Source organism: Baekduia sp. (genome assembly GCF_035996765.1).
GTDB lineage: Bacteria > Actinomycetota > Thermoleophilia > Solirubrobacterales > Solirubrobacteraceae > Baekduia.
The window spans coordinates 38,894-57,627 of sequence record NZ_DASYJG010000092.1; the positions used below are offsets into that span (position 1 = coordinate 38,894).

The 18,734-nt window shown below is 72.5% G+C and carries 16 protein-coding genes; 8 read left to right on the plus strand and 8 right to left on the minus strand.

Going from position 1 to position 18,734, the window contains the following annotated elements; genetic code table 11:
- Positions 1 to 27: 27 nt before the first annotated feature.
- Positions 28 to 1,137: a PLP-dependent aminotransferase family protein gene (locus tag VGO10_RS19790; protein ID WP_327471663.1), complete on the plus strand. Its 1,110-nt coding sequence runs from the start codon at positions 28 to 30 to the stop codon at positions 1,135 to 1,137.
- A gap of 512 nt (positions 1,138 to 1,649) precedes the next feature.
- On the opposite strand, the gene VGO10_RS19795 is transcribed toward VGO10_RS19790, so the two are convergent.
- Positions 1,650 to 2,354, minus strand: a complete 705-nt coding sequence (locus tag VGO10_RS19795) for an SGNH/GDSL hydrolase family protein (RefSeq protein ID WP_327471665.1) — start codon at positions 2,352 to 2,354, stop codon at positions 1,650 to 1,652.
- Positions 2,351 to 3,754, minus strand: a complete 1,404-nt coding sequence (locus VGO10_RS19800; protein ID WP_327471667.1) for an MFS transporter — start codon at positions 3,752 to 3,754, stop codon at positions 2,351 to 2,353. The genes VGO10_RS19795 and VGO10_RS19800 overlap by 4 nt, the downstream gene beginning before the upstream one ends.
- Before the next feature lie 79 nt (positions 3,755 to 3,833).
- On the opposite strand from VGO10_RS19800, the gene VGO10_RS19805 reads away from it, so the two are divergent.
- A complete protein-coding gene (locus tag VGO10_RS19805; RefSeq protein ID WP_327471669.1) occupies positions 3,834 to 4,460 on the plus strand; it encodes a TetR/AcrR family transcriptional regulator in 627 nt (208 codons plus the stop codon).
- 122 nt (positions 4,461 to 4,582) lie between these two features.
- On the opposite strand, the gene VGO10_RS19810 is transcribed toward VGO10_RS19805, so the two are convergent.
- Positions 4,583 to 5,296, minus strand: coding sequence for a metal-dependent transcriptional regulator (locus tag VGO10_RS19810; protein WP_327471671.1), 714 nt, complete (start codon positions 5,294 to 5,296; stop codon positions 4,583 to 4,585).
- 24 nt (positions 5,297 to 5,320) lie between these two features.
- Positions 5,321 to 6,268: a LysR family transcriptional regulator gene (locus VGO10_RS19815; RefSeq protein WP_327471673.1), complete on the minus strand. Its 948-nt coding sequence runs from the start codon at positions 6,266 to 6,268 to the stop codon at positions 5,321 to 5,323.
- Positions 6,269 to 6,464: 196 nt separating this feature from the next.
- Between VGO10_RS19815 and VGO10_RS19820 the strand changes: the two genes are divergently transcribed.
- Both VGO10_RS19820 and VGO10_RS19825 read left to right on the plus strand, forming a co-directional pair.
- The gene (locus tag VGO10_RS19820; protein ID WP_327471675.1) at positions 6,465 to 7,415 is read left to right on the plus strand and encodes a DMT family transporter; all 951 of its coding nucleotides are present in this window, start codon (positions 6,465 to 6,467) and stop codon (positions 7,413 to 7,415) included.
- Positions 7,351 to 8,283 carry an ATP-dependent DNA ligase gene (locus tag VGO10_RS19825; RefSeq protein WP_327471677.1) on the plus strand — a complete coding sequence of 311 codons (933 nt, stop codon included), beginning with the start codon at positions 7,351 to 7,353 and terminating at the stop codon, positions 8,281 to 8,283. The genes VGO10_RS19820 and VGO10_RS19825 overlap by 65 nt, the downstream gene beginning before the upstream one ends.
- Before the next feature lies 1 nt (position 8,284).
- On the opposite strand, the gene VGO10_RS19830 is transcribed toward VGO10_RS19825, so the two are convergent.
- Together VGO10_RS19830 and VGO10_RS19835 are read right to left on the minus strand one after the other, a co-directional pair.
- Positions 8,285 to 9,175, minus strand: coding sequence for an NAD(P)-dependent oxidoreductase (locus VGO10_RS19830; RefSeq protein WP_327471679.1), 891 nt, complete (start codon positions 9,173 to 9,175; stop codon positions 8,285 to 8,287).
- Between the two features lie 9 nt (positions 9,176 to 9,184).
- Positions 9,185 to 10,207, minus strand: coding sequence for a DNA polymerase domain-containing protein (locus VGO10_RS19835; RefSeq protein WP_327471681.1), 1,023 nt, complete (start codon positions 10,205 to 10,207; stop codon positions 9,185 to 9,187).
- On the opposite strand from VGO10_RS19835, the gene VGO10_RS19840 reads away from it, so the two are divergent.
- Positions 10,206 to 11,216, plus strand: a complete 1,011-nt coding sequence (locus VGO10_RS19840) for a glycerate kinase (RefSeq protein ID WP_327471683.1) — start codon at positions 10,206 to 10,208, stop codon at positions 11,214 to 11,216. The two genes, VGO10_RS19835 and VGO10_RS19840, sit on opposite strands and share 2 nt — an antisense overlap.
- Positions 11,217 to 11,753: 537 nt before the next feature.
- On the opposite strand, the gene VGO10_RS19845 is transcribed toward VGO10_RS19840, so the two are convergent.
- Together VGO10_RS19845 and VGO10_RS19850 are read right to left on the minus strand one after the other, a co-directional pair.
- Entirely contained in the window at positions 11,754 to 14,078 is a 2,325-nt protein-coding gene (locus tag VGO10_RS19845) for a putative bifunctional diguanylate cyclase/phosphodiesterase (RefSeq protein WP_327471685.1), read from the minus strand.
- Positions 14,075 to 15,250 (minus strand): FIST signal transduction protein, encoded by a 1,176-nt coding sequence (locus tag VGO10_RS19850; RefSeq protein WP_327471687.1) that lies wholly within the window; start codon positions 15,248 to 15,250, stop codon positions 14,075 to 14,077. Before VGO10_RS19850 ends, VGO10_RS19845 begins: the two co-directional genes overlap by 4 nt.
- A 75-nt stretch (positions 15,251 to 15,325) precedes the next feature.
- On the opposite strand from VGO10_RS19850, the gene VGO10_RS19855 reads away from it, so the two are divergent.
- The 3 genes from VGO10_RS19855 to VGO10_RS19865 are packed head-to-tail and all read left to right on the plus strand — an operon-like array spanning position 15,326 to position 18,730.
- Positions 15,326 to 16,480, plus strand: coding sequence for an NAD(P)H-dependent glycerol-3-phosphate dehydrogenase (locus tag VGO10_RS19855; protein ID WP_327471689.1), 1,155 nt, complete (start codon positions 15,326 to 15,328; stop codon positions 16,478 to 16,480).
- A complete protein-coding gene (locus VGO10_RS19860; RefSeq protein WP_327471691.1) occupies positions 16,470 to 18,275 on the plus strand; it encodes a CHASE domain-containing protein in 1,806 nt (601 codons plus the stop codon). The genes VGO10_RS19855 and VGO10_RS19860 overlap by 11 nt, the downstream gene beginning before the upstream one ends.
- Positions 18,272 to 18,730, plus strand: coding sequence for a response regulator (locus VGO10_RS19865; protein WP_327471693.1), 459 nt, complete (start codon positions 18,272 to 18,274; stop codon positions 18,728 to 18,730). The genes VGO10_RS19860 and VGO10_RS19865 overlap by 4 nt, the downstream gene beginning before the upstream one ends.
- Positions 18,731 to 18,734: the final 4 nt, after the last annotated feature.

Genomic DNA, 18,734 nt, shown 5'->3' on the forward strand with positions numbered 1-18,734 from the left:
CACGATCGGTCGCTAGCATCCGACGCGATGCCTGACGTGATCTCCTTCGCCCGCGGCGCCCCATCGCTCGACATCGTTGACGTGGAGGGCCTCAAGGCCGCTGCCGTGCGTGCCTTCGAGCGCGATCCGGCCGGCACGACGGCCTACGGCACCGCCGTCGGCTACGGCCCGCTGCGCGAGTGGATCGCCAACCAGCACGGCGTCGACACGTCACAGGTCATCGTCACCAACGGCTCGATGCAGGCCGACGCGTTCTTGTTTGAGGCGCTGGTCAAGGCGGGCGACGCGGTGGTCGTGGAGAAGCCGACGTATGACCGCACGCTGCTGAACCTGCGCGGTCGCGGCGCTGACGTGCGCATGGTCGAGCTGGAGCGCGATGGCATCGACACGGACGCGCTGGAGACGTTGCTGCGCGACGAAGGCGTCCGCCCGACGCTCGCCCACGTCATCCCCAACTTCCAGAACCCGGCCGGCTACACGCTCAGCGCCTCCAAGCGCGAGGCGCTGCTGCGGCTGGCCGCGGAGTTCGGTTTCGTGATCTTCGAGGACGACCCCTACGTCGACATTCGCTTCGCCGGCGAGGCGCTGCCGACGATGCTCTCGCAGGACACGACCGGGTCGGTCGTCTACGCCTCGTCGTTCTCCAAGACGGTCTGCCCGGGCATCCGCGTCGGCTACCTCGTCGGCCCGGCCGAGCGGATCTCCGAGATCCAGCGGCTGGCGACCAACACCTACATCTCGCCCAACATGGTGGCCCAGTCGCTCGTCTACGAGTTCTGCGCCAGCGGCGACATCGACAAGTCGATCGCGACGGTGAAGGCGGCCCTGGCGGGGCGCGTCAAGCGGCTGACCGAGGCGCTGGCGCGCGAGCTTCCCGAGGCGCGGTTTCAGGCGCCGGAGGGTGGTTACTTCATGTGGGTGGAGCTGCCCGAGGGCACCGAGATCGACCGCGTCTTCGAGGAGGCCAACGCCCGCGGTGTGGCGATCGTCAAGGGCACGGACTTCCTGCTGGAGGGTGGGGAGAACACGCTGCGGCTGGCGTACTCGGGTGTGACCGAGGATCAGATTGATGAGGGCGTGGCGCGGTTGGCGGAGGCTGTGAAGGCGGCGTCTGGGGCGGCTGCGACGACGGTGTAGACCGGCGCGCCCTGAGTGGGCGCGGCTTGGCTTGGGGTGTGTCGTCCGTGGGTGGTGGCTTGCGTGGCGCACCCATGGCGCTCAGCGCGCGCCGTGGTCGCAGTTCGCAGCGTGGTTCGGGCGCACCGAGGGGAGTGAGCAGGAGCCGGCGCCTCGGGGCGCCCGGGGTCGTCCGCCGGCGCCCGGGCGCGGGCGCTTCGGAGCCGAACCCGTGGTTCGGGTCGAGTTGACGTGTGCTGTGCCGGTCAACTCGACCAGGACCGATCGCTCGGCCCCGAACCGAAGATCCGTGTCGCCTCACCCCTCACATGCAGGGGCCAGACGACACGGACCTCACCGTCGACGCCCGCATCGCCCGCTGTCCCGCGAACCCTCACGCGGGAGGCCGATGACGCCCCGAGCCACAACGGCTTCCTTTCCTCGCTGCCCCGAACCCCGCTGCGAATCAGGACCACACCGCGCGCTGAGCGCCGCGGGTGCGCCACGCAAGCCACCACCGCGGACGACATCGCCTAGCCCGAATCGCCTCCACCCCGCGCCACCCCAAGGTGGCGCGCCAACGCCGTCGCGACGATCGCGTGGCCGCGCGCGTTGAGGTGCAGGCCGTCGGCGGCGAAGATGTCCGTGTCGGCCGCCGCCGGGTGCGCGCGCAGCGGCGCGTGCCAACCGCCGAGCGCGGTGCTCACCTCGCGCGTCACCTCCACGAGCTGACCCAGCCGCTCGCGGAGGACCGCCACGAAGCGCTCCGGAACCAGCCCCGTGCCCGTGTTGTCGAGCAGGTCGAAGGTGAGGACGTCGGCGCCCGCGGCCCGCAGCGGCCCGAGGATCGCCGACAGCTCGTCTCCAACCAAGTTGGGGTCGAACTCCCGACGCAGCAGGTCGTTGCCACCCGCAGCCACGATCGCCAGGTCCGGGCCCAGCGCCAGCGCCGCGTCCAGCTGCTCCTCCCGGACCTCGGCCGCCGTCAGGTCGCGGCGCCCGAGGTTGTGCACCACCGCGCCCGGCCGGGCACGCGCCAGGCCCGCGGCCAGGCGGTCGCTCCACGACAGGTCGCGGTAGCCCGGCGACGGCTCGCGCACGCCGGCCGCGATGCTGTCGCCCAGCACCACGACGCGCTCCCACGGCACCGCCGGACCGAGCAGCCGCGCAAGTTCCTCATCGCCGGCAACGTGGGGATCGGCCCATTCACGCGCCAGGATGTCAACGTCCTTGATCATCGCTTCAGCCCCCAAGAGACGACCGCGGCGGCCCCGAGCAAGACGATGCACATCTCGTAGACGCCGAGATACGACGCCGCCGCAGCAGGGTCGGTCCCGCGCAGGATGGTTGCCATCGCCGCGACGCCGAGCGCGCCGCCGACCGCCCGCGCCGCCTGGTTGAGGCCGACGCCGGCCGCGAACTGCGCGGGCGCCACCGACAGGGCAGCCGCCGACGACATCCCGGTCGCGATCGCCCCCATCCCCACGCCGACGAGCGTGCCTGCCGGGAGCCACAGCGCCACGAACGCCGGCGTGTCCTCGACGGCCAGCACCACCCAGACCCCGGCGGCGGCGAGCGTCGCCAGCCCGATGAGCACCACCGGCCGCGGGCCGTGGCGTGCCACCAGCGGGCCGCAGCCCAGCGCGACCAGCGCCGCCGACACCGCGCCGGGCGTCATCGCCAGGCCGGTCTCCAGCGGTGAGTAGCCCCAGACCTGCGTTAGGAACAGCACGCCGACCAGCAGCCAGCTGAACAGCACCGCGCCATAGATCAGCGAGGCGAGGTTAGCCAGCGCGAACGTGCGCGAGCGCCAGAGCCAGACCTCGACGGCCGGCGCCGGATGCGACCGGGACCGGCCAAGCACGATCGCCACTGGGGCCAAGCCGCCGGCGATCGCGACCAGCGTCCGGACGTCGCCCCAGCCCCACGCCGCACCGCGGCTGACGCCGAGCGCGAGGCTGCCGACGCCCCCGGCGAGCAGCAGCGTGCCAAGCAGGTCGGGCGTCCGCGGTCGCGGCGCGCCTTCCGGCCGCACCTCGCCCGGCGGCAGCAGCCGCGTCGCCGCCAGCAGCGCGATGCCTGCCGGGACCGTGATCAGGAAGACCGCGCGCCAGCCGGCCGCGTCGACCAGCGCACCGCCGATCGTGGGCCCGGCCGCCGCGGCAAGCGCGCCCGCGGCACTCCACGCGCCGATCGCCGCAGCCCGGCGCTCGGGCGGCGTGTCGGCCAGGATGACCGCCAGCGACGCGGGGATCATCGCCGCGGCACCGGCGCCCTGGAGGCCGCGGGCGACGAGCAGGATCCCGAACGTCGGCGCCACGGCCGCGGCGAGCGACATGGTGGTGAACACGAACGCGCCGCCGGCCAGCAGCGCGCGCCGGCCGAGCAGGTCGGCGAACCGACCGCCCGGCGCCAGCAGTGCGGCGAAGGTGATGGCGTAGATCGTGATCACCCACGACAGGTCGCCGATCGCGATCGCGGGGAAGTCGGAGTGGAGGTCGGCGACCGCGAGGTTGGCGACGGTGGCGTCGAGCATCGCCAGGAACGCGGCGCCGGAGGCGATCGCCAGGACGGCGGTCGACGAGCGGGCGGAAGCGTGCGGTCCGGCGGCGGCGGTGCGGGTGCTGGTGCTTGCCATCAGGCGCTCCTGACACTAGAAGTACGAACGGTCGTGCTTTTTAGCACACGTCGAACGGTCGTGCTATTTTTCCTTGGCCGTGAGCGTCGACACCTCCCCCACCGACGGCCGCCGCGCCAAGGGCCGCCGCACCCGCGCGCAGATCCTCGAGGCGGCCGCCGACATCGCCTCGGTCGAGGGGCTCGAGGGGCTGACGATCGGGCGCCTCGCCGGCGAGCTGGGGATGAGCAAGAGCGGGCTCTTCGCGCACTTCGGCTCCAAGGAGGAGCTGCAACTCGCCACGATCGACACCGCGCGCGGCATCTTCGCCCGCAACGTCGTTGCGCCCGCCAAGGAGGCCGAGCGCGGCCTGCCGCGCCTCGAGGCGCTCATCGCCGCCAAGCTGGCCTACCTGCGCCGCGAGATCTTCACCGGCGGCTGCTTCTTCGAGACCGTCCGCTCCGAGTACGACAGCCGCGAGCCCGGTCCGGTCCGCGACGTCATCGAGGCCGACCTGCAGCAATGGGAGCAGCTGATGGTGCGCGCGATCACCTCGGCCAAGAAGGCCGGTCACCTCCGCGCCGACGTCGACGCCGAGCAGCTCCTATTCGAGATCGACGCGCTCAGCGGGACGGCGAGCCTGCGCCACCAGCTCAACGGTGACGCCAGCCTCTACGACCGCGCCGAGGCCGCCATCGCCGCGCGGCTGCGCGCGGCAGCGCTCTAGGCGCGATTTCCGGCCCGAACGGTCGTGGCTGACAGGTCACGGGCAAGTGCCGGCGGGCGCCAGCCCGTCAAGCTGCGCGGGGCCTGTCAGGCGCGAGCGGGCGGCCCGGAAATCGCCCCTAGCTAGCGGCCGTAGCGCTGCTCGCCCAGGACCAGCTGGGCGGGCAAGGCAACCCGCGGCGGCGGCGAGGGGTCGGCAGTGACCGACACCGTCTCGGCCACGCTGCGCGTCAGCGTCAACCGCTCGCCGGCGGCGGTCTCGACGACGATGTCGTCGCCGGACTCGACCAGCGTGCCGTCCAGCCCCGGGTCCAGCCCGGCGGCCTTGAGGTAGTGCAGCAGATCCTCGGCCTCGTTCTCGAAGCGCACGATCGTCACCGAGGCGCCGACCTCGACATCGGCGAGCGGAACCGACGGGATGCGGCTGCCGACGTCGATCGGGTGGCCGTGCGGGCAGGTCCGGGCGTCGCCGATCGCGGCGAGCATCCGCTCCTCGAGCACCGGCGACATCGCGTGTTCCAGGCGCTCGGCCTCCTCGTGGACCTCGTCCCACGGAATGCCGAGGACGTCGGTCAGGAAGCGCTCGATCAGCCGGTGGCGGCGGACGATCGCCTCGGCGTGCACGCGGCCCTCGTCGGTGAAGCTGATGACCTTGTCGGTGGCGCGCGTGATGTAGCCGTCGCGCTCCAGCCGGCCAACCATCTCGTGGACGGTCGGGGGCGAGAGCTGCATGGCGCGCGCGATGTTGGCGCCGGTCATCGGCAGCCCGGCCTCGTAGAGCCAGAAGAGGGTCTCGAGGTACTCCTGCTCGGCGACGGTGGCGGTCTCTGAGGTCATCGGAATCCATCGTACCCGGACGGCTCAGCCGCCAGGACGATGGCGCCGCGGTGGGGTCGTCTTGAGCTCTTGGGCCATCGCGACCATGCCCTCCTCGGCCAGCGCCATGAACTCGCGCGCGGCGGGCGAGAGCCGCGCGCCGCGGCGGTTGATGAAGGCGAACGTGTCGTAGATCGGCTCGGCGAACGGCACCCAGCCGAGCTTCTTGGGAACGCGACGGCCGAGCGACAGCAGGATCCCGCGCGCGATCAGGACGTCGCCGAACCCGCGGGCGGCGAGCTCGATCGCGGTCTCGACGTCCTCGACGTCGATCTGCGGCTCAATCGTGACGCCCTCGCGCTGGGCGAGCTCGAAGAGCTGGCGGCGCGTCGGGTCCTCCAGGCCGTAGCTCGTGTCGGTGAGGATCAGGGGCGCGCCGGCCAGCGCGCGGATCGTCACGGGCTTCTTGAGCCGCGCGGGATCAGCGCTGACGTAGACGATCTCGTCCTGCATGATCGGGCGGACCTCCAGGCCCGTGTCGTCGATCGGCAGGGCGACCAGCCCGGCCTCCAGGTCGCCGTCTCGAACGGCCGTGGCGACCTCGGACGAGTTCTGGCCGACGAGCCGCACGCGGACCTTGGGATGGCGCTTGCGGAAGGCGCTGACGATCTCGGTGCCGGGATACCAGCGCGCGGTCCCGAACGTGCCGAAGGTCGCGATGCCGCCTTGGAGCTCACGCTGCTGGACGACGGCCTCGCGGCCCTCGGCAACAGCGCCCAGCGCGGCCTCGGCGTGGGGGCGCAGGGCACGCGCGGCGTCGGTCGGGCGGATCCCGCGCCCGACGCGCGTGAAGAGCGCGACGCCGAGCTCGGCCTCCAGGCGGCGGATCTGCTCGGAGAGCGACGGCTGGGCGAGCAGCAGGCGCTCGGCCGCGGCGCTGAACGAGCCTTCGTCCAGGGCGGCGAGGAAGTACTCCAGCTGCTGCAGCGTCATGGTTGTGACCTCAAGGGGAAAGCTATGGCTTGTAGAGGCAACAAAGGCTAGAGGAAGGGGAACGTATGTCCGACACTTATGGACATGTTCTCTTTGATCGCAGTCTTCGGAGTCTTCGGCGCCAACGCCGTGCTCTCGTCTCGCTACGGCGCCGACACGCGCCGCGCGGACGACCGCCGCAACTGGTAGCCGCCCCGTGTCGCTGTCGTCGCATCACCGCGGGACCGCCCTGTGCGTCCTGTCGGCCTGCGCCTTCGGCGCCATGGCCATCTTTGCCAAGGAGGCCTACGCGACCGGCGCGACCGTCGTCACGCTGCTGTCGATTCGCTTCCTGTTGGCCGCGGCGCTGTTCTGGGTGATCGTGGCCGTCCGCGGCGGCGCGCAACTGCCCAGTCGCCGCGTGATCGTGGCGAGCATCGGCCTCGGCGCGGCCGGTTACGCCGCGCAGGCCGGGCTGTTCTTCGGGGCCTTGACGCGGATCGACGCGTCGCTGACGTCGCTGTTGTTGTACCTCTATCCGATGTTGGTGTTCTTGGGTGCGGTCGCTGCGGGGCGTGAGCGCGTGACGGCACGCCGTGTGGGCGCGCTGGCGCTGGCCAGCGTCGGCGCCGCGCTCGTGCTCATGAGCGGCTCGCTCGGTGCGCTGGACGGCGTCGGCGTCGCGATGGCGCTCGGCGCCGCCGTGATCTACGCGGCCTACATCTTGATCGCCGACCGCATCGTCGGCACGGTCGACGCGTTCCTGATGGCCGCGCTGGTGACCACCGGCGCCGCGGCCTCCACGCTGGCCGCCGGTGTCGGCAGCGGCTCGCTCGATCTCCACTTCGCCGCCGCCGGCTGGGGCTGGATCGCGGCGATGGCGCTGGGCTCCACGGTCCTAGGCGTCAGTGCGTTCTTCGTCGGACTGCGCGAGGTCGGGCCCGCGACGGCGTCGATCGTCTCGACGGCCGAGCCGGTCGTGACGGTGGCGCTGGCGACCGCGATCTACGGCGAGGCGCTCGGCGCCGGCCAGTTGGCGGGTGGCGTCCTGGTGCTGGGCGCCGTCGTCATCCTGCAATTGCGGACGGGTACGGTTGAGGGCGATGTCGCTCCCGCTCACGCCCCCGCTCGCCCCCCAGCTCGCACGCTCGCGCACGACGCTGCCTGACGGCGACGGCTGGGCCTACGAGCCCAAGCTCGACGGCTTCCGCGCGCTGGTCTTCGTCGATGGGGAGGCAGTCGAGATCGCCTCGCGCAACGGCAAGCCGCTGGACCGCTACTTCCCGGAGGTCGTCGCGTCGCTGCCGGCCGGCCGCTATGTGCTCGACGGCGAGATCGTCGCGTCGTCGTTCGACACGCTCGGCCAGCGGATCCATCCGGCCAAGTCGCGGATCGAGCGGCTGTCGGTCGAGACGCCGGCGCGGATGGTGGCCTTCGACCTGCTGGCGCTCGACGATGACGTGCTGCTGGAGCGGCCGTTTCGCGAACGACGAGCCGGGTTGGAGGCAGCGGGGCTGGAGGGCGTCGAGCTGACGCCGGTGGTGTGGACGGCTGACGAGGCGCGGTCGTGGTTGCTCGAGGAAGAGGGCGTCGTCGCCAAGGAGGCCGACGCCCCGTACCTGCCGGGCGAGCGGACCGGCATGGTGAAGATCAAGCGCGTGCGCACGATCGACGCGGTCGTGGTCGGCTGGCGGCCGGGCAAGCTCGAAGGGACCGTCGGCGCGCTGATCCTGGGGCTCTATGAGCCCAACGGCAACCTGCGCGGGGTCGGCCACACATCCGGCTTCTCGGCCAAGGAGAAGCGCGAGCTGCCGACCAAGCTCGCGCCGTACGAGACCGGCGAGCGCGGCACGGGCGAACCCTCGCGTTGGTCTGCCGGCCGCGACCTCTCCTGGGTCGGGCTGCGCCCCGAGCTCGTGGTCGAGATCACCTTCGACCACGTGAGCGACGGCCGCATCCGCCACGGCGCGAAGGTCCAGCGCTGGCGCGAGGACAAGCCGCCGGCGGCCTGCACGGTGGATCAATTGGAGCAGTAGGTCAGGCGGCGCTCAGCGCCGCTGGGACGCCGGTCTCGGCGCTCGCGTGGCGCGGCGTCCAGCCGGTGGCCTTGAGCTTGGCGTTGCTGGAGCGGGCGGAGCGGACGACGGCGTCGACCGCCGCGCCGCCGGCGATGACGCGCACGAGCGGCGCGGGAATGCGCCGCGGCGGGTTCAGGCCGAGCGTGCGCGCGGTCAAGGCCATGAAGTCGTAGTAAGCGATGGGTGTGTCGTCGACGCAGTGGTAGGTCTCGCCGGCGGGCAGCGTGGTGAGTGCGAGCAGCAGCGCGGTGGCGACGTCGTCGACATGGACAACATCCCACAAGTTGGTGCCCTTGCCGATGACGCAGAAGCGGCCGGGTTGGCGCAGGCGCGCGACCAGCTCGTCGACGTACCAGCCGCTCGGGCCGTAGACGTGCGAGGGCCGGACGATGACGTAGGGCAGCCCGCTCTCGGCGAGCAGCCGCTCACCCTCCTGCTTGGAGCGGCCGTAGGGCGTGGCGACCGGCAGCGGCTCGTCCTCGGTCAGCAGCGCGCCGCCGGCGTCGCCGGTCACGACGGTCGAGGTGAAGACGACGCGCGGTGGCGTCTCCAGCGTGCGGCAGGCGTTGAGCAGCGCGCGCGTTCCCTCGACGTTGACCGTCCAGACCTTCGCGGCGTTGCGCTGCGACGCGATCTCGGCAGCGAGATGCAGGACGGCATCGGGCGCCGCGTCTGCGACGGCCGCCACCACGGTCGCAGGCTCGCTCAGATCTCCCGCCACCGCCCGTGTGCCATCCGGCTCACTGCCCGGCCGCCGCACGAGCGCCACCACCTCATGCCCCTCCTCGACCAGCCGCGCACACGCGACCCGACCCAGGAACCCACTTGCTCCGGTCACCAAGACGCGCATGGGCGCAGCCTAGTCGGCGTCCTTCTTCGCCCGCGACGGCTGCACGCGCGGTGGCTCGCCGGGCTGCTTGGCGAAGTGCGGCGGCCAGGGGGCGTCGGACAACCCCTCCGACTCGTCGCGGTCGGCGAGCGCCAGCAGCGAGTCCAGGGAGCCGGCGTGGGCGTCGATGTCGGCGCTCGGGTCGCCGACCGACGCCAGGCGGGCCGGGACGGTGTCGATGCGCAGCTCGGCCGGCTCGACGTCGGCGACCTCGGACCACAGCAGCGGCGTCGAGACGCGAGCGTCGGCGACCGGCCGCACCGAGTAGGCGCTGACGACCGTGTGGTCCTTGGCGTTCTGGTTGTAGTCCACGAAGACGGCGTCGACCGGGCGCTCCTCCTTCCACCACTTCGACGTCGCCATGCCCTCGGCCCGGCGCTCGACCTCGCGGGCCAGGGCGAGCGCGGCACGACGGACGGTGACGAAGTCCCACCGTTGCTCAATCCGCACCGGGATGTGCATCCCACGCGAGCCGCTGGTTTTCGGAAAGCCGGTCAGCCCGTGCTCGCGCAGCACCTCGTCGCAGATCAGCGCCACGCGCCGCACGCGGTCCCACGGCGTCTCGGGCATCGGGTCGAGATCGACGCGCAGCTCGTCAGGGTGGTCGAGGTCGCTGCGGCGCACCGGGTGGGGGTTCCAGTCGACGTTGCCCAGCGACACACCCCAGACCAGCGTCGCCGCGTTGACGGGCACGAGCTCCTCGGCCTCGCGGCCGGATGGGAACTTCAGCACGACCGTCTCCAGCCACTCCGGCCGCTTGGCCGGGACGCGCTTCTGGTAGAACGGCTCGGCCTCGATGCCGCCGGCGTAGCGCTTGAGCACCGTGGGACGCTCCCGCAGGTGGTTGAGCACCGCCTCGGCGGCGCCGACGTAGAAGTCGGCCAGCATCCCCTTGGTCACGCCGGCCTTGGGGAAGTAGATCTTGTCGGGGCTCGACAACTTGACCTCGATCCCGTCCAGCTCGTAGATGCGTGCGTCGCCCTTGCCCGCCATGCCGTCCCCTCACCCTCCCGTACTCGTCGCGCCCGACTCGTTCAAGGGGACACTACGCGCCGCGCGCGTGGCCTCCTGCATCGGCGCGGGCCTCGAGCGCGCCGGCCTGACCCCGCCCGACCTCTGCCCCGTCGCCGACGGCGGCGAGGGAACGCTGGAGGTGTTGCTCACCGCGCTGGGCGGCGAGACCGCGGGCGCGCCGGCGACCGACCCGCTCGGGCGGCCGATCGCCGCGGCGGGCTTCGCGCTGATCGAGGACGGCGGGACGGCGATCGTGGAGGTCGCGGAGGCGTCCGGGCTGCAGCGAGTCGACGAGGGCGAGCGCGACGCCTTCGCCGCCTCGTCGCGCGGCACCGGCGAGCTGATCGTCGCCGCGGCGGCCGCGGGCGCGGCCGTCGTCCTCGTGGCCGCCGGCGGCAGCGCGACGACCGACGGCGGCGCGGGCGCGATCAACGCCATCGAGGAGGCCGGCGGCCTGCAGGGCACGGCGCTCGTCGTCCTGGCTGACGTGCGCACGCCCTTCGAGCTCGCGCCCGCCCGCTTCGGCCCACAGAAGGGCGCCGACGCCAAGACCATCAAGCTGCTCGAGCGACGCCTCCAACAACAGGGGGCGCTTCTGCCCAAGGACCCGCGCGGCGTGCCGATGACCGGCGCGGCGGGCGGCCTGGCCGGCGGGTTGTGGGCGCGCTACGGCGCCAAGCTCGAGCCGGGCGCAGCGTTCATCCTGAAGGCCTTGGACTTCGACACGCGCATGCGCGCCGCACGCGCAGTCATCGTCGGCGAAGGTCGGCTCGACCCCACGACGTTGGAGGGCAAGATCGCCGGCGAGATCGCCACTCGCGCCCGCCAGGCCGGCGTGCCCTGCCACGCGATCGTCGGCACCAATGCCATCGACCGCTTCAGCGCGCGGATCCTCGATCTTCAGGTCATCCAAGAGGCGGGCACGCCAGCAGCGCTGGCCGACGCGGGCGAGCGCCTCGGCCTCATGCTCGACGCCCACGAGGCGTAGGGACGGGCGGGCGCCGGGGCGCTCAGTTCGCGGCGCTGGTCGGTGGCGCGCGACGTGGTCTGTCGTCACCGAGGAGGGCGAGCGGGGAGTTTGGCTCAAAGCGTTGGCTCGTCGTCCGCGGCGCTCGGGCAGGCGAGGCGGGCCGCGTCCCGGGTCGGCTAAACCCCAATTATTGGGGTCCAGACGCCCCGCATCTCGGGGCACGCGGTCAACGACACGTAACCCGCGCATATCGCGGGTTACGTGTCGTCGAGTACCGCCGCCGGGGTGGGCCTGTTTGACGCGATGTGCTCTCGCTGAACAGGCCCACGGGTCCCATGTCGGCGTCAACGCAACGAGGTGGGCCCGTTGACCGACGCATACCGGCCGCAAACAGGCCCACCCGCCGAGGCGCCCGCGGACGACGAGCCACGCTCCGAGGCGCCGACCCCGCTCGCTCTCCTCGGTGACGACAGACCCCGCAGCGCACCACGAGCCACGCCGCGCGCTGAACGCCACCAACGCCGCGGACAACAGCCCAACCGCGACCGCCCGCCCCTAAATCGGCGTCGACGGCATCGCGAACGCCCGGCCCGCGCCAGGCGGCTCGGCGATCAGCGCCGTCATCGCGTCCGAGGCCATTGGCCGTGCGAAGTGGAAGCCCTGGCCCATGCCACAGCCGAGGTCATGCAGGACATCGGCTTGCGCGCCGGCCTCGATGCCCTCAGCGATGCACGCGAGCTTCAAGGACGACGCCAAATCCACAATCGCCCGCGCCAGCGCACGGCCCTCGTCATCGCCGGTATCAAGACCATCAACAAACGGCTTGGCCATCTTAAGGATGTCGATCGGGAACCGCCGCAGGTAGCGCAGCGACGAGTAGCCGGTGCCGAAGTCGTCGACCGCAAGCCGCACGCCGAGCGCCTTCAAGGCGGTCAACCGCGAGATCGTCGCCTCGGTGTCGTGCATCAACACCGTCTCGGTGATCTCTAACACCAACGCAGAGGCGGGCAGGCCACTGTCGGCCAGCGCCGCGGCGACGTCGGCGACGATGTTGGGGTCCTCGAGCTGGCGGCCCGAGAGGTTCACGGACATGATCCGCGGCTCGGCCGTCGGGAACTCCTGCAGCCACTGTGCGGCCTGCCGGCACGCGGTCCGCAGGATCTGGCGACCGAGCTCGATGATCGAGCCGTTCTCCTCGGCCAGTGGGATGAACTGCGGCGGCGGGACGAGCCCGCGCGTGGGGTGCGTCCAGCGCGCCAGCGCCTCGAAGCCGGCGAGCGTCTGGCCGTCCAGCGCGATAACCGGTTGGTAATGCACTTCGACCTCATCGCGCTCGATCGCGCGCAGCAGCTCGCCCTCGAGCTCGAGCCGCTCGACGACCTCGGCCTGCATGCTGTCCTCGAAGACGCGAAACCGGCCCTTGCCGTCGCGCTTGGCGCGGTACATAGCAACGTCGGCCTGGCGCAGGAGCTCAGACGCCTCGTGGCCGCCGACGGCGATGCCGAGCGACACCTTGACGTAGACCTCGCGGCCCGAGATGACGATCGGCGTGCTGAGCGCAGCGGTGATCCGCTCGGCCACGAGCACGGCCTCGGGCACACCACCCAAGTCCTCCAACAACACCGCGAACTCGTCGCCGCCCAGGCGCGCGGCCGTGTCGGCGCTGCGCAGCGACCCGGCCAGACGGCGCGCGACGGCGACCAGCAACTCGTCGCCCGCACCGTGGCCGAGCGAGTCGTTGACGGTCTTGAAGCGATCGAGGTCGAGGAAGATCACGCCGCACGTCGTCCCGCGGCGGCGGGCCTGGACCAACGCGTGCTGGATGCGGTCGGTGAAGAGCGCGCGGTTCGGCAGCCCGGTTAGCGCGTCGTGCAGCGCCTGGTGGAGCATCGTGTCGACGCGCCGTGCGTCGGTCAGCGCCAGCGACGCGTGCTCGGCAAAGGACGACAACATGTCCTGCTCGGCACGGGAGAAGACGCGACCGGGCCGCACCGAGGAGAGCAGCAGGCTGCCGATCACGCGGCCGTCCTCGTGGACCGGCGCGGCCATCGCGGCCTGCAGGCCGTGGCGCAGCCACGGCGCCCGCGCATCGGGCATCGACGGGTAGTCCTCGACGACGATCAGCCGCGCCTCGGCGACCGCGCGGCCCGTCACACCCGTGCCGACGCGGTGGCGGCTGCCATCGTCTTCGGCCAGGACCGCGTCGTAGCCGCGCTGGGCGGCGAAGACCAGCCAACCCGGATCGTCGGGATCGACGAGCACAAGCGCAGGGGCATCGTCGCCGAGCAGCTCGCCGGCAGCGGCGACGATCGTGTCCAGGACGCCCTCCAACGGCTCGCGCCGGGAGATCGCGCGCTGGATCCGGGCCATCGCTTCCAACACCCGCTGGCGCTTGCGCAGCGTCTCCAACAACCGCACGTTCTCAGCAGCGGCCAGATTAGCCCGCGCGCGCAGGCCACGCTCGGCGTCGATGGTCTCCAGCAGGCGCATCGCCAGCGCCAAGCCGCGGACCATGCCGCGCAGCAACGTGGTCTCCTCGGGCGTGAATGGCGCGCCCGCACGGGCGATGACCAGGAGCGCGTCAGAGCCCTCCAGTGGCAAGGCAACCGCAGGACACGGGCCGGTGCCCGGCACGTCGAGAAGGCCCTCGCGCGCCGCGGCGACCGCCGCAAGCTGACGCTCGGGCACGTCGAAGCGCAACCAGCCGACCGAGGCCAGCACCGCGTCCCCGCGGACCAGCGCAGCGCATTCGGCCTCGACGCTCTCGGCCGCGCGCTCGACGCCCTCACGCGCAGCGTGGAGCTCGTCGTGGCACCCCGAGACCGCGCCGAGGAACTCGGCGAGTTGCTGAGGCGCCCAGCTGGCGGCGGCGTCGTTCATCCGATGGCCAGCACGACGAGCGTCTGTTGGTGGAAGCCGGCCGAGCCGCGTGTGCGCGCGATCTCACCGTAGGTGTAGAGACCGGCGACCGCGGCGCCGTCGGCGTGCTCGACGATCCGGTCGACCTCATCGGTCACGCCGTCGCCGAGGAAGAGCAGGCGGGCGTTGCAGTCCAGGACCAGGAGCGCGAGGGCGGATTCGCCGTCGAGGCCGTCCAGCGCCTCGCGGCAGGCGGCGTCGGTGGCCGCCTGGACGCCGTCGACGTCGCTCTCCATCAGCCAGACCAGCGCGCCGGCGGGCACCGACGAGCTCAGCGAGCCGTCCGGCGCGTCGTCGTCTCCGACCCAGCGGACGTGGGCCTCGCCGACGCGGCGGCGCATGCCGAACGGATGGGCGAGCGTGACCTCCACGGGCTGCTTGCCGCCGAGCCGCTCGCGATAGACCTCGGCCGCCGGACGGCCGTCGAGCTCCAGCACGCGACCGGGCGCGGCGCTGGTGACGAGCATCGGCTCGCCGACGGGACGCCAGCCGTGGCGGACGCCGACGCCCAGCGGTGCGTCGGAGCCGATCGCGACGCCGATGACGGCGTCGCGCAGGATCTCGCCGCCGAAGATCAGCGACGGCGGCTCGCCATGGTGCGGCAGGCCGCCCATGCCGCCGACAAGCGGGACGCCCGCGCCGGCGACCGAATAGGCGCCGCGGACGATCTGCGGCTGACGGGCCGACGTGCCGTCGGTGAGCAGCAGCAGGACGCGATGCTCGCGGTCGGCGACGTCGCCGATGCAGGCGGCAGCGCGCGCGCTGGCGTCTCGCGGGTCGGCCGAGGCCGAGACCGCGGCCGTCGAGAAGCTGAAGCCCTCGCCGCCGAGCGCGAGGACGACGACGCTCTCGGTTCCTGCGCCGGAGCGGTCGATCTCGCCGGCCGAGGAGCAGCCGGCGACGGGGATGTCGCCCGCGACCTCGGCGACTGCGGCAGCCAGGGCCGGCAGGTCGTAGGCGCCGGAGGCGAAGACGAGCAGGAAGCGCGCATCGTCGTGGCCGGCCAGCGCGGCACGCGCGGCCTCACGGCCCGCGACTGCAGCTTGCGGATGGGCCGAGCGACCGACGTCTGCCCAGCGGCAGCGGCGGGCACGCTCAAGCCCTGGCGCGGCGCGCTCCATGTTCATGGTCATCGGCCGGACAGGACGGGCATTGAGGTGCGCGGAGCCGGTGCGCCACCTCGCCGATCAACCATCTAGGCTCGCGGCGTGCCCGACCGCCCGCGGCCGTCTCTCTCGCTGCCCACACCTGGCGCTCGGCGCGCCGTCGTGGTCGGCGCGGGCTCGTTTGGCACGGCGATCGCGGTGCTGCTGGCGCGCGGCGGGGTCCGGACGACGCTCCAGGCACGCACCGCGGTCCAGGCCGAGCGCCTCAACGCCGACCGCGAGAACCAGGTCTACCTGCCGGGCGTGAAGCTGCCGCCGTCGTTGAAGATCGAAGCCGTCGGCGCAGGCTTGGCGCGTGCGGACTACGTCCTGCTCGCCGTCCCGTCGCGCGGGCTCGACACGGTGATCGCCGGATTGCCTGCCGCAGGGCTGCCCAAGCGCGCGGCGATCGTGTCGCTGGCCAAGGGCCTCGTCCCGCCCGCCGGCACCCCGCCGACGGTGCTGCTGGCCGCCGACTTCGGCGCCCATCGCGTCGCCTGCGTCGGCGGGCCGGCCCATGCGAGCGAGATGGTCCACGAGGGCGCCGGCCTCGTCGCGGCCTCCTCCGACGAGGCGCTCGCCCTCGCGCTCGCGTCGTTCTTCCAGAAGGCCGGCGTCGTCTGCGAGGCCTCCAACGACCCGGTCGGCGTCGAGCTCGCGGGCGCGGCCAAGAACGCGGCCGCGCTGGCCGCCGGCGCGACCGAGCGCCAGGGGTTGAACGCCGCGGGTGCGGCCGCGGGCCACATCTTCGCCGAGGTCTGGCGCTACGCCGAGGGCCTCGGCGCACGGCCGGAGTCGCTGATCGGACTGGCCGGCACCGGCGATCTCGTCGCCACCGCGCTCGCGCCGCAGTCGCGCAACCGCCGCGCCGGCGAGCTGCTGGCCGACGGCATCCCGGCCGCAGAGATCCCGGAGCGCATCGGCCAGGCGGTCGAGGCGATGGAGGGCGTGCCGCTGCTCGCCCAGGCGCTGCAGGGCGCGGGCCTCGATGCGCCGGTCACCACCGGTCTGGCACGGCTGATCTCCGGCGAGCTGCCGCTCGACGACTGGGTCGCGCTCGTCCGCACGACCGTTCCGCCGCCCGCCCGCTGGCGCCCGCGCCGCGGCAAGACGAGCTTCTGGCAGCGGCTGCGCGCCCGCCTGCGCGGCAGCGAAACCGGCCGGTCGGGGCGGCCGGCGGGACCGGCATCTCTGCCACCGGAGGCGCATGGGCACTGACGGGATGGAGCGGCGCAGCGTCCTCGTCCGGATGGCGCCCGCACTGCTGTTGGCCACGTTGTTGGTCATGACCGGGGTCGCGACCTACGCGGCGGCCGCGCGGCTGCACGACCGCGAGCGCGATCAGCTGACCGACGACACGCAGGCGACGGTGTCGGCGATCGACCGCCGGATGGACGACTACGCCCAGATCCTTCGCGGCGCGGCCGGGCTCTTCAACGCCAGCCACAGCGTCACCTACCAGGAGTTCCACGACTACTTCGCCGATCAGGACGTCCAGCAGCGGTTCCCGGGCGTGCAGACGATCGGTTCGGCGACCTACGTCCCGCGCGCCGGCCTGGCGGCGTACACGAAGCGCACCCGCGAGGCGATCGCCGCCAGTGGCCTCGTCCGCGCCCGCTTCACGCCCTATCCGGCGCTGACGGCCGATGCCCAGGAGGCGCTGGTCAGCGACCACCTCGAGCCGCCGCCGACCGACAACCGCACCTTCGGCCTCAACTTCCTCTCCGAGCCCAACCGCCGGCGCGCCGCGCTGCTCGCGCGCCGCACGGGTCAGCCGGCCGCGACCGCGCCGATCGCGTTCGCGCGCATGCCCGGCTCCTCGCTGGGCATCGACCTGATGGTCCCGGTCTACGGCGGACCGCCGTCGCTGACCGGCGCGCCACGCCAATGGACCGGCGTCGTCTACGCGGCCTTCCGGCTCGACAACCTGCTGCGCGGGATCCTCGGCAACAACGCCTCGGTGGCCGACCTGGAGGTCTACGACCTCGGCCCGGCGGCCACTGTCCCGGCCAGCACGGGCATCACGCCCCGCGCCGTCCCGTTCGATCTGCGCCCCGGCCGTGCGACGCGCGACCGCGACCCCGGCCACACCCGCGTCGAGACGCTCGAGGTCGCCGGCCGTCGCTGGGCCGTTGCCTACACGCGCGCGGGGCCAGCGCTGACGACCGGTGAGCGCGCGGTGCCGTGGGGCATCGCGGTCGCCGGGATCCTGGTCAGCCTCCTGGCCGCTGCGCTGCTGCGCACGCTGGGCACGGCGCGCCGCCGCGCCGTGCGCCTCGCCGAGGCGATGACCGTCGAGCTGCGCGAGCGCGAGACCCAGTTGCGCGCCTCCAACGAGGAGCTCGAGCACTTCGCCTACCTCGCCTCGCACGATCTGCAGGAGCCGCTGCGGACGATCACCTCCTACGTCGGGCTGCTGGAGAGCCGCCTGCAGGAGAAGCTCGACGACCGCGAGCGCTCCTGGCTGGGCTTCGTCAGCGACGGTGCCGGGCGCATGTCGCAGCTGATCACCGACCTGTTGGAGTACTCGCGCACCGGCCGCGCGAGCGAGGACGACGGAGCGACGATCGCGCTCGACGACGCCTGGGACCTGGCGGTCGCCAACCTCCAGCACGCGATCGCCGACACCGGCGCGACCGTGGAGCGCGGTGAGCTGCCGACCGTTCAAGCACGTCCGCGCGAGATGACCTCCATGTTGCAGAACCTGATCGGCAACGGGCTCAAGTACCGCGGCGAAGCAGCGCCGATCGTCCGGGCGCACGCGCAGCAGGACAACGGCCGCTGGGAGATCGCGATCAGCGACAACGGCATCGGAATCGAGCCGCGATTCCACGAGCGCGTGTTCGGACTCTTCCAGCGACTCCACACCGCCGAGGAGTACCCTGGCACCGGCATGGGTCTAGCCATCGTCAAGAAGATCGTCGAGTCCAACGGCGGGAGCGTGCGGGTCGAATCGACCCCGGGCGAGGGCTCCACCTTCATCGTCACGCTGCAGGGGGTACGCGAGGCATGACGCAGATTCAGGGGCCCCACCACCCCCACCGACTGCTGGTGGTGGAAGACAGCGAGTCCGACGTCGAGCTCCTGCGCGAGGCGCTGGCCGAGAGCGAGCCGACGGTCGCGCTGGACGTCGTGCGCCACGGCGAGGACGCGCTTGCGTTCCTGCGCCGCGAGGGTGCGTTCCAGAAGGCGGCGCGCCCCGACCTCGTCGTCTTGGACCTCAACCTCCCGCGCATGGGCGGCTTCGAAGTGCTGCGTGCGCTGCGCGAGGACGTCGACCCGCGGCTGCGCCGCCTGCCCGTCGTCGTCTTCACGACATCAGGCACGAGGACGGACGTCGAGAAGGCCTATGACTTGCACGCCTCGAGCTTCGTGACCAAGCCGACGGCGTTCGAGCATTACCTCGATACCGTGCGCGCCTTCCGCGAGTTCTGGCTGCGCGTCGCCAAGCTGCCGACCGGCGCGTAGGCGC